Source organism: Paracoccus sp. P2 (genome assembly GCF_046335115.1).
GTDB classification, from domain to species: domain Bacteria; phylum Pseudomonadota; class Alphaproteobacteria; order Rhodobacterales; family Rhodobacteraceae; genus Paracoccus; species Paracoccus pantotrophus.
Window position 1 is genome coordinate 22208 of record NZ_JBGOSN010000012.1, and the last position, 15287, is coordinate 37494.

At 67.5% G+C, this 15287-nt stretch carries 15 protein-coding genes; 7 read left to right on the plus strand and 8 right to left on the minus strand.

The window, feature by feature from the left end; translation table 11 throughout:
• The first annotated feature begins 55 nt into the window (after window positions 1-55).
• Window positions 56-562, plus strand: a complete 507-nt coding sequence (locus tag ACDP63_RS09740; protein ID WP_024843462.1) for a hypothetical protein — start codon at window positions 56-58, stop codon at window positions 560-562.
• Window positions 563-652: 90 nt separating this feature from the next.
• On the opposite strand, the gene ACDP63_RS09745 is transcribed toward ACDP63_RS09740, so the two are convergent.
• Together ACDP63_RS09745 and ACDP63_RS09750 are read right to left on the minus strand one after the other, a co-directional pair.
• Window positions 653-1075, minus strand: a complete 423-nt coding sequence (locus tag ACDP63_RS09745; RefSeq protein ID WP_024843463.1) for an OsmC family protein — start codon at window positions 1073-1075, stop codon at window positions 653-655.
• A gap of 140 nt (window positions 1076-1215) precedes the next feature.
• Window positions 1216-2352, minus strand: coding sequence for a deoxyguanosinetriphosphate triphosphohydrolase (locus ACDP63_RS09750; protein WP_024843464.1), 1137 nt, complete (start codon window positions 2350-2352; stop codon window positions 1216-1218).
• A gap of 72 nt (window positions 2353-2424) precedes the next feature.
• Here ACDP63_RS09750 and ACDP63_RS09755 point away from each other — a divergent pair, with 72 nt between their 5' ends.
• Window positions 2425-2760 carry a HesB/IscA family protein gene (locus tag ACDP63_RS09755; RefSeq protein ID WP_177209337.1) on the plus strand — a complete coding sequence of 112 codons (336 nt, stop codon included), beginning with the start codon at window positions 2425-2427 and terminating at the stop codon, window positions 2758-2760.
• Window positions 2761-2817: 57 nt separating this feature from the next.
• Window positions 2818-3603 (plus strand): exodeoxyribonuclease III, encoded by a 786-nt coding sequence (gene xth, locus ACDP63_RS09760; protein WP_024843466.1) that lies wholly within the window; start codon window positions 2818-2820, stop codon window positions 3601-3603.
• A gap of 147 nt (window positions 3604-3750) precedes the next feature.
• Here xth and recF read toward each other — a convergent pair whose 3' ends face one another.
• From recF to mutM, 6 genes are all read right to left on the minus strand, one after another.
• Window positions 3751-4833 carry a DNA replication/repair protein RecF gene (gene recF, locus ACDP63_RS09765; protein ID WP_024843467.1) on the minus strand — a complete coding sequence of 361 codons (1083 nt, stop codon included), beginning with the start codon at window positions 4831-4833 and terminating at the stop codon, window positions 3751-3753.
• A complete protein-coding gene (gene dnaN / locus ACDP63_RS09770) occupies window positions 4830-5948 on the minus strand; it encodes a DNA polymerase III subunit beta (protein WP_024843468.1) in 1119 nt (372 codons plus the stop codon). Before dnaN ends, recF begins: the two co-directional genes overlap by 4 nt.
• Window positions 5949-6039: 91 nt before the next feature.
• Entirely contained in the window at window positions 6040-7383 is a 1344-nt protein-coding gene (dnaA, locus tag ACDP63_RS09775; RefSeq protein ID WP_028710616.1) for a chromosomal replication initiator protein DnaA, read from the minus strand.
• Between the two features lie 510 nt (window positions 7384-7893).
• Complete coding sequence (gene rpsT, locus ACDP63_RS09780) at window positions 7894-8163, minus strand: 30S ribosomal protein S20 (protein WP_024843470.1); 270 nt, start codon at window positions 8161-8163, stop codon at window positions 7894-7896.
• A 152-nt stretch (window positions 8164-8315) separates the two neighbouring features.
• Window positions 8316-9092: an enoyl-CoA hydratase gene (locus ACDP63_RS09785; protein WP_024843471.1), complete on the minus strand. Its 777-nt coding sequence runs from the start codon at window positions 9090-9092 to the stop codon at window positions 8316-8318.
• A 120-nt stretch (window positions 9093-9212) separates the two neighbouring features.
• A complete protein-coding gene (gene mutM / locus ACDP63_RS09790) occupies window positions 9213-10058 on the minus strand; it encodes a bifunctional DNA-formamidopyrimidine glycosylase/DNA-(apurinic or apyrimidinic site) lyase (RefSeq protein ID WP_024843472.1) in 846 nt (281 codons plus the stop codon).
• 98 nt (window positions 10059-10156) lie between these two features.
• Here mutM and ubiE point away from each other — a divergent pair, with 98 nt between their 5' ends.
• The 4 genes from ubiE to ACDP63_RS09810 all read left to right on the plus strand — a co-directional run bounded on the left by ubiE (window position 10157) and on the right by ACDP63_RS09810 (window position 15204).
• Window positions 10157-10909 (plus strand): bifunctional demethylmenaquinone methyltransferase/2-methoxy-6-polyprenyl-1,4-benzoquinol methylase UbiE, encoded by a 753-nt coding sequence (gene ubiE, locus ACDP63_RS09795; RefSeq protein WP_024843473.1) that lies wholly within the window; start codon window positions 10157-10159, stop codon window positions 10907-10909.
• Between the two features lie 2 nt (window positions 10910-10911).
• Entirely contained in the window at window positions 10912-12447 is a 1536-nt protein-coding gene (gene ubiB / locus ACDP63_RS09800) for a 2-polyprenylphenol 6-hydroxylase (RefSeq protein ID WP_024843474.1), read from the plus strand.
• A gap of 59 nt (window positions 12448-12506) precedes the next feature.
• Entirely contained in the window at window positions 12507-13325 is an 819-nt protein-coding gene (locus ACDP63_RS09805) for a YmdB family metallophosphoesterase (RefSeq protein WP_024843475.1), read from the plus strand.
• 100 nt (window positions 13326-13425) lie between these two features.
• Window positions 13426-15204 carry an SLC13 family permease gene (locus ACDP63_RS09810; RefSeq protein WP_024843476.1) on the plus strand — a complete coding sequence of 593 codons (1779 nt, stop codon included), beginning with the start codon at window positions 13426-13428 and terminating at the stop codon, window positions 15202-15204.
• Window positions 15205-15287 lie beyond the last annotated feature (83 nt).

Consider the following 15287-nt stretch of genomic DNA (forward strand, 5'->3'; position numbering starts at 1 on the left):
CATGTCGCGCCAACCCGCTATTATGTCTGTTTTGTTTAATCAGTGGGGTCGTTTCATGTATCGCAATCGCTTGCTTGCCGCCTTTACGCTGACCCTGACCCTGATGCTGGCGGCTTGCGGTGAAGCCCCCAGCGTTGCGCCGCCGTCGGCGGCTGCAAGGCTCGACACCAGGATCATGAGCCTTGCCGCCCAACGCTTCGATCAGTTCTGCATCGCTAGCATTGGCGGCACGCCGGATGGGGTGGACCTCGCCAATGTCTATTACAAGGCGAGCCCGATTCCACCGCTCGGCACGCTCAAGGTCAGCCTGGGCCGGAATGCCGAGGACATCGGCGTACAATTCGACACGCGCCGCAATGGCTGCATGGTCACGTCGTCGCAAGGTAAGGCGCCGAACGGTAAGGCCGAGCTGAGGGCACTTGCCGAGGCTTACGCTGCCCGGAACGGCGGCACGGTCCAGGCGCATTCCGATTCGGTAATCACCGTCAAGACGCCCGCGCGTTCGGCAAGGTTCCAGTTCTGGGATGCCAGGGACGGCCTGTCCTTCCTGGTCGAATCGTAAGGCGGCTCCGGGCGCAGGCCCGCGGCATGCCGGTGGAGCCAATGACCGCGACCATGCGGCGCACAGCCGCGCCGCATGGCATGGCCGATCTTACCCCACCGTCACGTCCATCGTCACCTCGGCATTCAGCACCCTGCTGACCGGGCAGCCCTTTTCGGCCTTGCGGGCGCATTCTTCGATCACCGCCCTGTCGCCGTCGCCCCAGATCCGGGTGTTCAGATGCGCTGTCTTGATGGCGAAGCCGTCGCCCTCCTTGGCCAGCCCGATCTCGGAGGTCGTCTCGATCCGCACATTGCCGATCCCCGCCTCTTGCAGGATCGCCGACAGAGCCATGCTGAAACAGGCCGCATGGGCCGCGCCGATCAGTTCCTCGGGGTTGGTGCCGGGCAGGCCCTCGAAGCGGGTGTTGAAGCCATAGGGCTGGCTGCTCAGCGCCCCGGACTTGGTGGACAGCACCCCCTTGCCGTCCTTGAGCCCGCCTTCCCATTTCGCCGAACCGGAATTCACGATCATCGCCGTTCTCCTTTTCTGCCGTGACCTGCTGGCCGAACGCGCGATCCCTTGCGCGGGTTCAATCGCAAGCCCGCCGCCCGACGAAGGACGGGAACAGAAAAGCGCCGGCCGGCGCGCAGCCGGCCGGACAGGCCCCGCGCTCAGCCCAGCAGGCGCTGCGCCTCCTGGATGGCGAAGCGGTCGGTCATGCCGGCGACGTAATCCAAGACCACCCGCGCGCGCCCGGTCTCGTCCCCGGCGGCCTCGGCGGCCTCGAACCAGTTCTGCGGCATTTTCGACGGATCGGCCAGGAACAGCGGGAACAGCCCGTTCAGCATCTCGGTCACGCGCCGGCGCTCGACCACCACCGAGGGGGCGCGATACATGCGCTGGAACAGGAACAGCTTGATCGCCTTGAGATTCTGGTAAAGCGGCTTGGAAAAGCGGATGATCGGCCCCTCCATGCCGCGAATGTCGTCGACGCCTTGCGGTTGCAGGCCGGCCAGGCGGTTCTGCGCGACCGCGATCACATCCTCGACCATCACGCCGAAGACGCGGCGCAGCGCCTCGTGTCGGCGCCGCATCGGTTCCAGTCCGGGATGCAGCGCATCGACCTCGGCAAAGGCCTCGCCGACCACCGGCAGCTGTGCCAGATCCGCCTCGGTGAACAGCCCCGCGCGCAGACCGTCATGCAGGTCGTGGTGGTTGTAGGCCACGTCGTCGGCCACCGCGGCCACCTGCGCCTCGGCGCTGGCATTGGTATGCAGCTCCAGATCCCATTCTGCATTCACCTCGGCCAGCGCATAGGGCAGCTCGCCCGTCACCGGCCCGTTGTGCTTGGCGATGCCCTCCAGGCTTTCCCAGGTCAGGTTCAGCCCGTCGAAATCGGCATAATGCCGTTCCAGCCGGGTCACGATGCGCAGCGCCTGGGCATTGTGGTCGAAGCCGCCATAGGGCGCCATCAGCGCCGCCAGCGCATCTTCGCCGGTATGGCCGAAGGGCGGGTGGCCCAGGTCATGCGCCAGCGCCACCGTCTCGGCCAGGTCGGTGTTCAGCCCCAGCGCGCCGGCGATGGTGCGGGCGACCTGCGCCACCTCGATCGTATGGGTCAGGCGGGTGCGGTAGTAATCCCCCTCGTGCTCGACAAAGACCTGGGTCTTGTGCTTCAGCCGACGGAAGGCGCTGGAATGGATGATGCGGTCGCGGTCGCGCTGCCAGGGGCTGCGAAAGGTGGACATGCGCTCGGGCCAGCGGCGGCCGCGGCTGTCTTCGGGCTGGCAGGCATAGGGTGCCATCATCTTGTCGCTTCCTTGCGGGGCTTCGCGGCGAACCCTATATTCCATGCCGGACGACGGAAACGGGAACGCCCCATGAACACAGGTCTGAACCTGCCCCCCAGGGTCACCGAACGCGCGTTTGCGCGCCTGGCCGAAATCAACGAGGGCGGCCCTGCCCGGCCCCTGCGGGTCGCGGTCGCGGGCGGCGGCTGCTCGGGGTTCCAGTATGACATCCGCCTGGACGAGGCGGCCGAGGACGACCTGGTGCTCAGCGGTGCCGGCCAGCGCGTCGTGGTTGATCCGGTCTCGCTGCCTTTCCTGGCCGGCGCCACCATCGATTTCGCCGACGAGCTGATCGGCGCCCGCTTCACCATCGACAACCCCAATGCCAGCTCGTCCTGCGGCTGCGGCACCTCGTTTTCGATCTGACCGCGGGTTTTCGATCCGGTCTGGCGCGGGCGCGCAGGGCCGGCTAGTCTCGCGCGCATGAAGATCGCGACATTCAACATCAACGGCGTCCGCGCCCGTATCGAGACCCTGACCGGCTGGCTCGCCGACGCCCAGCCCGATGTCGTGGTCCTGCAAGAGATCAAGACCCAGGACGAGGGCTTCCCGCGCGAACCCATCGCCGACTTGGGCTACAATATCGAAACCCACGGGCAAAAGGGCTTCAACGGCGTCGCCATCCTGTCCAAGCTGCCGCTGGAGGATGTCAGCCGCGGCCTGCCGGGCGACGAGACGGACGAGCAGGCCCGCTATATCGAGGCGACTGTGGTCGGCCATCGCGCGCTGCGCATCGCCGGGCTCTATTTGCCGAACGGCAACCCGCAGCCGGGGCCGAAATTCGACTACAAGCTGGCCTGGATGGAGCGGCTGCGCGCGCGGGGCAAGGCGCTGCTGGCGACCGAGATGCCGGCGGTGATGCTGGGCGATTACAACGTCATCCCCGAACCCCGCGACGCCGCCTTCCCGGAAAAATGGCTGGACGATGCGCTGTTCCAGCCCGAAAGCCGCGCCGCGTTGCGCCGCATCCTCTTTGACGGCTGGGCCGATGCGGTGCGTCTGCGCCATCCGGGCAGCACGCGCGGTCCCTTCACCTTCTGGGACTACCAGGCGGGCGCCTGGCAAAGGGACAACGGCATCCGCATCGACCATGCGCTGCTGTCGCCGCAAGCCGCCGACCTACTGATCGACGTCGGCATCGACCGCGACGAACGCGCCAAGGACAAGCCCAGCGACCATGTCCCGGTCTGGATCGATCTCGACGCCTGATGCGCTTCACCGTTTGACAAATACCCAAAAGAACCTCGGCGACCCCTCGGCGGCAGGGACGGAGAGCCCGTTCTCGCGCCTGGCTGTCCATCGCGCCGGGGCAGCCGGGCCGGCAGATTGCGGGCCGTCCGCATGGGGTCCGGCCCCTCACATGCCGTCCCCGATCAGCAGCGACATGTCGCCCTCGCGCGCGACCGCAAGGGTCTGTGCCCGGCCGCGCAGCGCCTCGAACAGCTCCGGCCCGGTCCCGGTCAGCCAGGCTTGCGCATCGAGAGCGCAGATCTCGTCGTAAAGTGCTGCGCGGCGGTCGGCATCCAGATGCGCCGCGACTTCGTCCAGCAGCAGCACCGGGCTTTCACCCTCCAGCGCGCGGGCATTGGCCAGGATCAGCGACAGCAGCAGCGCCTTTTGCTCGCCGGTCGAGGACAGCGCGGCGGGCATGGCCTGCGGCCCCCAATGCGCGCCCAGATCGGCGCGATGCGGGCCGCTCAGCGTGCGGCCGGCCGCCATGTCGCGGTTGCGCCCCTCGGCCAGGCGGGCGGCGATGCTCGGTGCGTCGGGGTCGTCGGCCGCGCCTTCGCCCGGCAGCAGGGTCAGGCTGGCCGAGGGAAAGGCGGTCCCGGCCCCATCCTGCGCCGCCATGATCCGGGCGATGGCCTCCAGCCGGTTGCGCGTCAGCGCCGCGCCCGCCTCGGCCATCTGCGTCTCCAGCGCGCGATACCAGCCGGCGTCGCGCACCTCGTCGCGCAGCAGCCGGTTGCGCTCGCGCATGGCCTTGTCATAGGCCAGCGCATCCTCGGCATGGCCCGGCGCGAAGCTGAGCGTGATCCGGTCCAGGAAACGCCGCCGCTGTTCGGGCGCATCGGTCCACAGCCGGTCCATGGCGGGGGTCAGCCAGATCACCCGCATCAGCCGGCCAAGCGCCAGCTGGGTCGCGGGCTTGTCGTCGATCACCACCTCGCGCGGCTGGCCGGGCAGGGCGCGGGTCGCGACCTCCTGTTCGCCGATCCGGGCCCGGATCTGCCAGCCGACATCCGGCCCCTTGCGGGCCTGGTCGCCGGGCGCGGCGCCGCGCATGCCCCGCCCGGGCGAGAGCATCGAGATGGCTTCCAGGATATTGGTCTTGCCCGCCCCGTTCGGGCCATGGATGGCGACGGGGCGGCGGTCGGTCTCGATCTCCAGCCTGGCCCAGCTGCGGAACTGGGTCAGGTGCAGCCGGGTCAGCGTCACACGCGCATCGGCATGACGACATAGACCGCGCTGGTGTCGCCGCCCTCGCGGATCAGCGCCGCGTCGCCCGAGCCGTTGAACAGGAACACCGCGTTCTCGCGCTCGATCTGGCTGGCGATCTCGTGCAGGTATTTGGCGTTGAAGCCGATCTCCAGCGGCTCGTCGGCATAAGCGACCGGCAGTTCCTCGTCCGCCGCGCCGGCGTCGGGGGCATTCACCGACAGCACCAGCCGGTCCTCGTCCAGGGACAGCTTGACGGCGCGCGAACGTTCGCTGCTGACGGTGGCCACCCGGTCCACCGCCTTGGCGAAATCGCCGGCATCGACTTCCAGCTTGCGCGCGTTGCCTGCGGGGATCACGCGGGAATAATCCGGGAAGGTGCCGTCGATCACCTTCGAGGTCAGCGTGATGGTGGGCGTGGCGAAGCGCACCTTGGTCTCGCTGACCGAGACCGCGATCTCGGCCTCGTCGTCGTCCAGCAGCTTGCGCAGCTCGGCCACGGTCTTGCGCGGCACGATCACCCCCGGCATGTCCTCGGCGCCCATGGGCAGCGGCGCGTCGATCCGGGCCAGCCGGTGGCCGTCGGTCGCGACGCAGCGCAGGCTGGGCCCGTCCTCGGCCTGCGCGACATGCATGTAGACGCCGTTCAGGTAATAGCGGGTCTCCTCGTTCGAGATGGCGAATTTCGACTTGTCGAACAGCCGGCGCAGAACCGCCGCGGGGGCCGAGAAATTCGCGCTGTATTCCGACGAGGACATGACCGGGAAATCCTCGCGCGGCAGCGTCGCCAGGCTGAAGTTCGACCGTCCCGCCTGCACCGAAAGCCGTCCCGAGGCGGCATCCAGGCTAAGCTGCACCAGCGCGCCGTCCGGCAGCTTGCGGGCGATGTCGTTGAGCATCCCGGCCGAGACGGTGGTGGCGCCGGGCCGCTCGACCTGCGCCGCGGCGCGGTCCACGATCTCGGTATCCAGGTCGGTGGCGCGGAAGCTGACGCCTTCGGGCGTGGCTTCGATCAGCACATTGGCCAGGATCGGAATGGTGTTGCGGCGTTCGACGACGGACTGGGCCTGGGAAACGGCCTTCACCAGATCGGCACGTTCGATCGAAAATTTCATGGTCAACCCTTATGTCGTTCTGGCCTCTCCCGCACCCGGCGACGCGGGGCGCCAATGTGGCACAATCCCGCGCAAGGTCAAGCGGATGCGTTCACGCCTCCAGCAGGCGGCGCAGCAGGTCGATATCCTCGGCCAGGCTGCGGTCGGCGCTGCGCAGCTCCTCGATCTTCTTCACGCCATGCATGATGGTGGTATGGTCGCGCCCGCCGAAGCGGCGCCCGATCTCGGGCAGGCTGCGCGAGGTCATCTGCTTGGACAGGTACATGGCGATCTGCCGCGGCCGGGCAACGGTGCGCACCCGCTTGGGCCCGATCATGTCGGCCAGGCGGATGTTGTAATGCTCGGCAACCTTGCGCTGGATCTCCTCGATCGAGACCTTGCGGTCGTTGGCGCGCAGAATGTCGGCCAGGCATTCCTGGGTCATGTCCAGCGTGATCTCGCGCCCCATCAGGCTGGCAAAGGCGAAAAGCCGCTGCAGCGCGCCCTCCAGTACCCGGACGTTCGAGGTGATGCGATGGGCCAGGAATTCCAGCACGCCCGGCGCGATCTGCAAGCCGGGATACTGGGCGCGGAAACTGTCGGTCTTGCTTTGCAGGATGCCCAGGCGCAGCTCGTAATCGGTCGGGTGCAGATCCACGACCAGGCCGCATTGCAGGCGCGACTTGATGCGCTCCTCCATGTCCTTGATCTCGCCCGGCGCGCGGTCGGCCGAGATGACGATCTGCTTGCCCTGGTCCACCAGGGTGTTGAAGGTGTGGAAGAATTCCTCCTGCGTGGAATCCTTGCCGGCGATGAACTGCACGTCGTCGACCATCAGCACCGAAACGGTGCGGAACAGTTCCTTGAAATCCATCACCGTGCGGTCGCGCAGCGCCTGGACAAAGCGATACATGAACTGCTCGGCCGACAGGTAAAGCACCCGCGCCTCGGGCTGGCGGATCTGGATCTCGCGGGCGATGGCATGCATCAGGTGGGTCTTGCCCAGGCCGACGCCGCCGTAAAGGAAAAGCGGGTTGAAGGTGACGGGACCGCCCTCGGCCACGCGGCGGGCGGCGGCATGGGCCAGCTCGTTGGGCTTGCCGACGACGAAGTTCTCGAAGGTGAAGCGGCTGTCGAGCGGCGCGGCCAGCTCCTCCTCGCCGGCGGGACGGGGGGCGGGGCGCTTGACGGCGGGGGCCGCAACCTGGCGGGCGGTCTGGCTGCGGGTCTCGAAGCTCAGGCGCTGCACGGGGCCGCCCATGCGGTCCAGAACCTTCAGGATGTCGTCGCTGTAATGGCGCGAGACCCAGTCGGACAGGAAACGGGTCGGGCAGGCGATGGTGGCGGTGCCGTCCTCGACGCCGGTCAGGCGCAGGGGCTCGATCCAGGTCGAGAAACTGTCGGCTCCGACGATCTTCTGAAGTTCTTCACGCGCCTGCCCCCAAAGTCTGTCCATCTCGCCCAGTTCCGTCTCTTGTCCCCACATGCCGCCGGCATTTTCCGGCGTGAGGCGATTCGGGCGTCACGGCCTGAACGCAATACGTTTCGGCAACAAGAAGACCCCGCCGCCAAGGCGACGCATGGGCCATCTTGCGGCCGAAACTTGCAGACACGCGGCACAGGCCGGTGGCAGCCGGCTTGCGCTTCATCGGTAGCGGATCTTGTCCGATCCTGCTGCCACCCTGCCTCTCGGCGGCACGGCCGACGGTTCAGGGCATGTCCCCCAGGCGCGACGGTGAATCGCAGGGAACAAGCTAGCAAGAACCCCGCCCGGCCAGCAACCGATCTTCGCGCTTGACAGTCACTTTGCCTGATCGAATCTCGCAACGTGACGGCAAGATGACGCCCTTGCGGAAATTGCTGTAAAACCGGGAAAAAACCACGGTTTCCTTATGCGGAAGGGCGCGCCTGGATAGAGCGCGCCCCTGGCGTATTCCACCGATAGTTGCGAAAATGCCGCAGCGGCTCAGGCGGTGCCCAGGGCCTTAACGCGGGCCGCGAGGCGCGACATCTTGCGCGCGGCGGTATTCTTGTGGATGACGCCCTTGGTCACGCCGCGCATCAGTTCGGGCTGGGCGTTCTTCAGCGCCTCGCGGGCGATTTCGGCATTGCCGCCGGCGATGGCTTCCTCGACCTTGCGCAGGAAGGTGCGGATGCGCGAGCGGCGGGCCTTGTTGACGGCGGTGCGGCGCTCGATCTGGCGGGCGCGTTTCTTCGACTGGGGCGTATTGGCCATGGGTGCGGTCCTATCTGTTCTTCATGTCTCGGTCGCGCAAAGCCCATGGCGCCGTCCGCGAAAACGGACGGTCATGATTCTTGCCTTAAGCGGGCCCACGCGCATGTAGCCCGGCCCTATACAGCGGACCGGCCTTGATGCCAAGCGCCAAATCAGCGGTCGCGGAACTGCGGCTCGCGCTTTTCCAAAAAGGCGGCCATGCCCTCCTTCTGGTCCTCGGTCGCGAACAGCGCCTGGAAGCTGCGGCGCTCGAACAGGATGCCCTCGCGCAGCGTGGTCTCATAGGCGCGGTTCACCGCCTCCTTGGCGGCCATGACGGCGATCTGGCCCTTCTCGGCGATCTTGCGGGCCGCGGCCAGCGCCTCGGGGATCAGCTTCGCGGCCGGCACGACGCGGCTGACCAGCCCGGAACGCTCGGCCTCGGCCGCATCCATGAACCGGCCGGTCAAATGCATCTCCATCGCCTTGGACTTGCCGACGAAACGGGTCAGCCGCTGGGTGCCGCCGATGCCGGCGATGACGCCCAGGTTGATCTCCGGCTGGCCGAACTTGGCATTGTCTGCGCAGAGGATGAAGTCGCAGGCCATGGCCAGTTCGCACCCGCCCCCCAGCGCATAGCCCGACACGGCGGCGATGATCGGCTTGCGCGTGGCGGTGATGCGGTCGATCTCGGCGCCGAACAGGTCGTCGGTATAGACGTCGACAAAGCTCTTGCCGGCCATTTCCTTGATGTCGGCCCCGGCGGCAAAGGCTTTCTCGCTGCCGGTCAGGACGATGCAGCGCACCTTCTCGTTCCGGTCTGCCTCGGCCAGCGCATCGCCCAACTCGCCCAGAAGCTGCGCGTTCAGGGCATTCAGCGCCTCGGGCCGGTTCAGCCGGATCAGCGCCACATAATCGTCGATCTCGACGGTGAGGGTCTGGTAAGCCATCGACTCTTCGCCTTTCGCAAGCAAGTTGACCGCGACTCGTAACAAAAGCGCGAGGCCAAGGCCAGTGCCGCTTCTTTCTTGCCCAAATATCCCCGCCGGAGGCAGCGGCCGAAGGCCGCTTCACTGCTGGCAGAGCGGGCAGAAAAAGCTCGACCGGCCCGATTGCACGATGCGCTGCACCACGCCGGCGCAGCCCGGTGCCGGGCAGGGGGCGCCCTCGCGGCCATAGACGCGGAAGGAATGCTGGAAATAGCCCAGCTCGCCCGTCGCCTGCCGGTGGTCGCGCAAGGATGACCCCCCGGCGGCGATCGCCTCCTCCAGCACGGCGCGGATATGGCCCACCAGCGCCGCCGTCTCGGGTGCCGAGACCGTCCCGGCCAGGCGGCGCGGGTCGATGCCGGCGCGATAGAGCGCCTCGGAGACGTAGATATTGCCCAGCCCGGCCACGATCCGCTGATCGAGCAGCGCCGCCTTGATGGGCATGCGCCGCCCGGCCAGGGCGGCCGCCAGCGCCTCGGGGGTAAAGGCGTCCGACAGCGGCTCGGGCCCCAGATGCGCCAGCAGCGGATGGGTCGCGCCCGGCGCCACCAGGTCGACCATGCCGAATCGCCGCGCGTCGTTGAAGGTGATGCGGGTGCCCCGGTCGGTCCAGAAGACCACATGGTCGTGGCGCGGCAGGATGGCCGGGTCGCGGTGAAACGCGCCCTGTGATTCGTCCTCGATCAGCATCCGGCCCGACATGCCCAGGTGCAAAAGCAGACTGCCGCGATGCTCCAGCTCGGCCAGGATGTATTTCGAGCGCCGCCGCAAGGCGACGACCCGCGCGCCGGTCAGCACCTGCACCAGGTCGGGCGGCAGCGGCCAGCGCAGGTCGGGACGGCGGGCTTCGGCGCGGGCGATCACGCGGCCTTCAAGATGCGGCTCAAGGCCGCGCCGGACGGTTTCGACCTCTGGCAGTTCTGGCATTTTCTTCCCGTTCGTCGCATGGTGCCGCCGCGGCCTTGCTATGGCGCGCGGCGCGCTTTCGGACTATCTGGGCGCGAAACGACGGATGGACAAGCGACATGACCCCTGACGAGCCAAAGGAAACCCATTTCGGCTTTCGCACCGTGGCCGAGACGGACAAGGCCGGGCTGGTCCATGGCGTCTTCTCGCGCGTGGCCTCGCGCTATGACGTGATGAACGACCTGATGAGCGGCGGTATCCACCGCCTCTGGAAGACCGCGATGATGGACTGGCTGGCGCCGCGCGACGGCCAGCATCTGCTGGACGTGGCGGGCGGCACCGGCGACATCGCCTTTCGCTTTCTGGAGCGCGCGCCGGGCGCCCGCGTCACCGTCTGCGACATGACCGAGTCGATGCTGGTCGAGGGCCGCAAGCGCGCCGAGGCCGACAAGCTGGCCGGGCATCTCGCCTGGGTCACGGGCGATGCGATGCAACTGCCCTTTGCCGACAACAGCTTCGACCGCTACACGATCAGCTTCGGTATCCGCAACGTTACCCGCATCCCCGATGCCCTGGCCGAAGCGCGGCGCGTGCTGCGTCCCGGCGGCCGGCTGATGGTGCTGGAGTTCAGCCAGATGCCGGTGCCGATGCTGCAATGGCTCTATGACCGCTACAGCTTCAACGTGATCCCGGTGATGGGCCAGATCGTCGCCAACGACCGCGACAGCTACCAGTACCTGGTCGAATCGATCCGCAAGTTCCCCGACCAGGAAACCTTTGCCGCGATGATCCGCGAGGCGGGCTTCGGCCGCGTGCAATGGCGCAACCTGTCCATGGGCATCGCGGCGCTGCATTCGGGCTGGAAGCTGTAACGATGCGCGGCCCCCACAACATCTGGCGCCTGATCCGCACCGGCGCCACCTTCGAGCGCACGGGCGCAATGAAGGTCGCGCTGGACGCGGCGAACGCGCCCGCGGGCATCCGCGTCGCCGCCCGCATCCTGGGCTGGCCCTTCGCCTGGCTCGGCTACAAGGGCGACCCGGCGCTGCCGCCCGTCACCCGCGCCATCACCGCGCTGGGGCCGGCTTACGTGAAATTCGGCCAGATCCTGTCGACCCGGCCCGATGTGGTGGGGGTGGAACTGGCCGACCAGCTTTCCATGCTCCAGGACCGGCTGGCACCCTTTGCGCAAGACCAGGCCCGCCGTACCGTCGCCGCCGAGCTGGGCCGGCCGGTCGAGACGCTGTTCAGCGAGTTTTCCGAACCGGTGGCGGCGGCCTCGATCGCGCAGGTGCACCGCGCGCGGCGCATCGACAACGGCCGCGAGGTCGCGGTCAAGGTGCTGCGCCCCGGCATCGAAGCCGCTTTCCGCCGCGACATCGACGCCTTCCATTTCGCCGCCGGCATGATCGAGCGGCTGTCGCCATCGACCCGCCGGCTGAGGCCGCGCGACGTGGTCGCCCATTTCGAATCGGTGGTGACCGGAGAGCTGGATTTGCGGCTGGAAGCCGCCTCGGCCTCGGAATTTGCCGAGAACACCGCGGGCGACGAGGGGATGGCGGTGCCCGCCCCCTATTGGCACCTCAGCGCCCGGCGCGTGCTGACGACCGACTGGGCCGAGGGCGTGCCGATGGGCGATGTCGCGGCGCTGCGGGCGGCCGGACATGACCTGCCGACGCTTGGCGCGCGGGTGTTGCAGCTTTTCCTGCGCCATGCGCTGCGCGACGGCTATTTCCACGCCGACATGCACCAGGGCAACCTGAAGGTGGCCAGGAACGGCGACATCATCGTCTATGACTTTGGCATCATGGGCGAGATCGACGAATATACCCGCCGCGTCTATGCCGAGATCCTGATGGGCTTCATCCGCCGCGACTACGAGCGCGTCGCGCGGGTGCATTTCGAGGCGGGCTACGTGCCGCGCGACCGTGACATCAAGGAATTCGCCCGCGCCCTGCGCGCCGTGGGCGAGCCGATCTTCGGTGCCGATGCCAGCCGCATCTCGATGGCGAACCTGCTGGCCTATCTGTTCGAAGTGACCGAACGCTTCGGCATGGCGACCCGGACCGAGCTGATCCTGCTGCAGCGCACCATGGTCGTGGTCGAGGGCGTGGCACGCTCGCTCGATCCGCAGATCAACATGTGGGAGGTCGCCAAGCCGGTGGTGGAAAGCTATATCCGCGACAATCTGGGGCCCCATGCGGCGGTGCGCGACCTGACGCGGGCGGCGCAGGTGCTGGGCCGCTTTGCGCCGCTTCTGCCGGAATACCTGGAGCGCCGCATGCCCGAGCTGCTGCGCGAACCGCCGCCGCCGCCCGAGCCGCGCCGGCGTCCGGGCCTTGCCGCGGGCATGGCGCTGGGCGCCGTCGTCGCACTGGCAGGCGCGGCCTTCGGCGCATGGCTGGGGTAAGAGCCCTCCTGCCACCGCCGGGGCTTGAGCGTGCCCCGGCTTTCGCCTAACGCTGTCCCATGCGGATTCTCTATCTTGGCGATGTGATGGGCCGCGCCGGCCGGCGCGCGATTGCGGAAGGGCTCGGCCCTCTCAAGGAACGGCTGGGCGTCGATTTCACCGTGGTGAACGGCGAAAACGCCTCGGGCGGCATGGGGCTGACCGGCGGCCATGCCAAGCTGATCCTGGAAGCCGGCGCCGATTGCATCACCCTGGGCGACCATGCCTTCGACCAGAAGGAAATGCTGTCCTTCATCGAGACCGAGCCGCGCATTATCCGGCCGCTGAACTATTCCAAGGTCGCGCCCGGCCATGGCGCGCGGGTCTTCGAGGCGACGCGCGGCCGTAAGGTGCTGGTCGCGCAGGTGCTGGGCCAGGTCTTCATGAAGCGGCCCTTCGACGATCCCTTCTCGGCCATCGACGCGGTTTTGCGCGCGCATCCGCTGGGCGGGCTGGTGCAGGCGTCGGTCGTGGACATCCATGCCGAGGCCACCAGCGAAAAGATGGCCATGGGCCATTGGTGCGACGGCCGCGCCAGCCTGGTCGTGGGCACCCATACCCATGTGCCGACCGCCGACACGATGATCCTGAACCGCGGCACCGCATACCAGACCGATGCCGGCATGTGCGGCGACTACGACAGCGTGATCGGCATGGAAAAGGCCGAACCGCTGCGCCGCTTCCTGACCGGCATGGCCTCGGAACGCTTCACCCCGGCCGAGGGCGAGGCGACGCTGTCGGGCGTGCTGGTCACCACCGAGGACCGCACGGGCAAGGCGGTCGCGGTGCAGCCGCTGCGCCAGGGCGGCAGGCTGGGCGCCACGCAGCTTCCCGCCTGATGGGCGCGCGCGCCCCGCGCTTTTGCTTGCGGCGGCGGGGAAAATAATTCTATTACCCATCGAAAGGGCCGTGATTTAACGGCGCACGGGACAGGATTGCATGCTGGGCTTTGAACTGACCGGAACCAATGCGGCGGTGGCGATGCTGATCATCGTGACCATCATGTTCATCGAGTTCGTCCGTGAAAAGCACCCGCCCGAAGTCGTCGCCATCGGCACTGCCGCGGTGATGATGCTTCTGGGCCTCTTGCCGATCAAGGATGCGGCCGGGGTACTGTCGAACGCCGCGCCCTGGACCATCGCCTTCATGTTCCTGATCATGGGCGGGCTTCTGCGCACCGGTGCCTTGGAGATGATGTCGCGCCTCGTCACCCTGCGCGCGACCAGCCATCCGCGTTTCACCATCGGTGCCCTGTTCCTGTTCGTGATCCTGGCCTCGGCAATCATGAACAATACGCCGGTGGTGGCGGTGATGATCCCGATCTTCATCCAGCTGGCGCTGCGGCTGGGGTTCTCGCCTTCCAAGCTCTTGATGCCGCTGAGCTATTTCACCATCCTGGGCGGCATGATGACGCTGATCGGCACCTCGACCAACCTGCTGGTCGACGGCGTGGCGCGCGAGCAGGGCATGGTGCCCTTTACCATCTTCGAGATCGCGCCTGTCGGCATCGCCATCACGCTGGCCGGCATCGTCTATTTCGCGCTTCTGGGCAAGCACCTGCTGCCCAACCGCACCTCGCTGGCCGGCTTCCTGGGTACCCGGCGCGAGATGAAATATTTCACCGAGGTCGCCATCCCCGAGGATTCCAGCCTGGCCGGCCAGCCGGTGCTGACGGCGCCGATCTTCAAGCGCGAGGCAGTGCGGGTGATCGACGTGCTGCGCGGTGATGCCTCATTGCGCCGCAACCTGGCGGAGGTGGTGCTGGAACCGGGCGACCGCGTGGTGCTGCGCTCGGAAATGGCCGATCTGCTGGAGATGCAGGCCAACAAGAATTTCCAGATGGTCGACAAGCTCAGCTCGGTCGCCACCGACACGGTCGAGGTGCTGATCTCGCCCGGCGCGCGGCTGGTCGGGCGGCGGCTGGGCGACATGCGCCTGCGGCGGCGCTATGGCGTCTACGTGCTGGCCGCACATCGCCGCAGCCAGAACATCGGCCGCCAGCTCGACGACCTGGTGGTGCAGGTCGGCGACACGCTGCTGCTGGAAGGCGCGCCCGAGGATATCGCCCGGCTGGCCGCCGACATGGAACTGGTCGATGTCTCGCGCCCCTCGGCCCGGCCGTTTCGCCGCTCCAAGGCGCCGATCGCGATCCTGTGCCTGCTGTCGGTGGTCACGCTGGCGGCACTGGACGTGGCGCCGATCATGGCGCTGGCCTTCATGGCGGCGGCGATCATCCTGATCACCCGCTGCGTGGATGCCGAAGAGGCCTTCTCCTTTGTCGATGCCCGGCTCCTGGCGATGATCTTCGCCATGCTGGCGGTGGGCGAGGCGCTGGAGCATACCGGGACCGTCGACCTGGTGGTGGAGGCGGTGGCGCCCTATCTTGCCGGCCTGCCGCCCTTTGCCACGCTGATCGCGGTCTATTTCCTCGGCCTCGTCATGACCGAGGTGCTGTCGAACAATGCCGTCGCAGTGCTGTTGACGCCGATGGCCATCGCCCTGGCAAAATCGCTGGGCCACGATCCGCGCGCCTATGTCGTGGCGGTGATGTTCGCGGCCACGGTGGCCTTCGCCACCCCCATCGGCTATCAGACGCATCTGATGGTCTATGGCCCCGGCGGCTACAGGTTCAGCGATTTCGTCAAGGTCGGGGTGCCTCTGGACATCATCTGCGGCATCGTCGCCTGCCTGACGATTCCGCTGTTCTGGCCGCTTTGAAATATCCGGATCCGGCTGGACCTGTGTCGCCGCCGCAGGGGTATTTGCAAAACGGAACGCATGAGGCCCCGCGCCAGTTTATT

Bases quoted from the DNA above. Each gene is read 5' to 3' on its own strand.
- ACDP63_RS09740 (WP_024843462.1), top strand. From the start codon at position 56: ATGTATCGCAATCGCTTGCTTGCCGCCTTTACGCTGACCCTGACCCTG.
- dnaN (WP_024843468.1), bottom strand. From the start codon at position 5,948: ATGAAATTTTCGATCGAACGTGCCGATCTGGTGAAGGCCGTTTCCCAG.
- ACDP63_RS09745 (WP_024843463.1), bottom strand. From the start codon at position 1,075: ATGATCGTGAATTCCGGTTCGGCGAAATGGGAAGGCGGGCTCAAGGAC.
- mutM (WP_024843472.1), bottom strand. From the start codon at position 10,058: ATGCCAGAACTGCCAGAGGTCGAAACCGTCCGGCGCGGCCTTGAGCCG.
- xth (WP_024843466.1), top strand. From the start codon at position 2,818: ATGAAGATCGCGACATTCAACATCAACGGCGTCCGCGCCCGTATCGAG.
- ACDP63_RS09810 (WP_024843476.1), top strand. From the start codon at position 13,426: ATGCTGGGCTTTGAACTGACCGGAACCAATGCGGCGGTGGCGATGCTG.
- ACDP63_RS09785 (WP_024843471.1), bottom strand. From the start codon at position 9,092: ATGGCTTACCAGACCCTCACCGTCGAGATCGACGATTATGTGGCGCTG.
- rpsT (WP_024843470.1), bottom strand. From the start codon at position 8,163: ATGGCCAATACGCCCCAGTCGAAGAAACGCGCCCGCCAGATCGAGCGC.
- ACDP63_RS09750 (WP_024843464.1), bottom strand. From the start codon at position 2,352: ATGATGGCACCCTATGCCTGCCAGCCCGAAGACAGCCGCGGCCGCCGC.
- ubiB (WP_024843474.1), top strand. From the start codon at position 10,912: ATGCGCGGCCCCCACAACATCTGGCGCCTGATCCGCACCGGCGCCACC.
- ACDP63_RS09755 (WP_177209337.1), top strand. From the start codon at position 2,425: ATGAACACAGGTCTGAACCTGCCCCCCAGGGTCACCGAACGCGCGTTT.
- ACDP63_RS09805 (WP_024843475.1), top strand. From the start codon at position 12,507: ATGCGGATTCTCTATCTTGGCGATGTGATGGGCCGCGCCGGCCGGCGC.
- dnaA (WP_028710616.1), bottom strand. From the start codon at position 7,383: ATGGACAGACTTTGGGGGCAGGCGCGTGAAGAACTTCAGAAGATCGTC.
- ubiE (WP_024843473.1), top strand. From the start codon at position 10,157: ATGACCCCTGACGAGCCAAAGGAAACCCATTTCGGCTTTCGCACCGTG.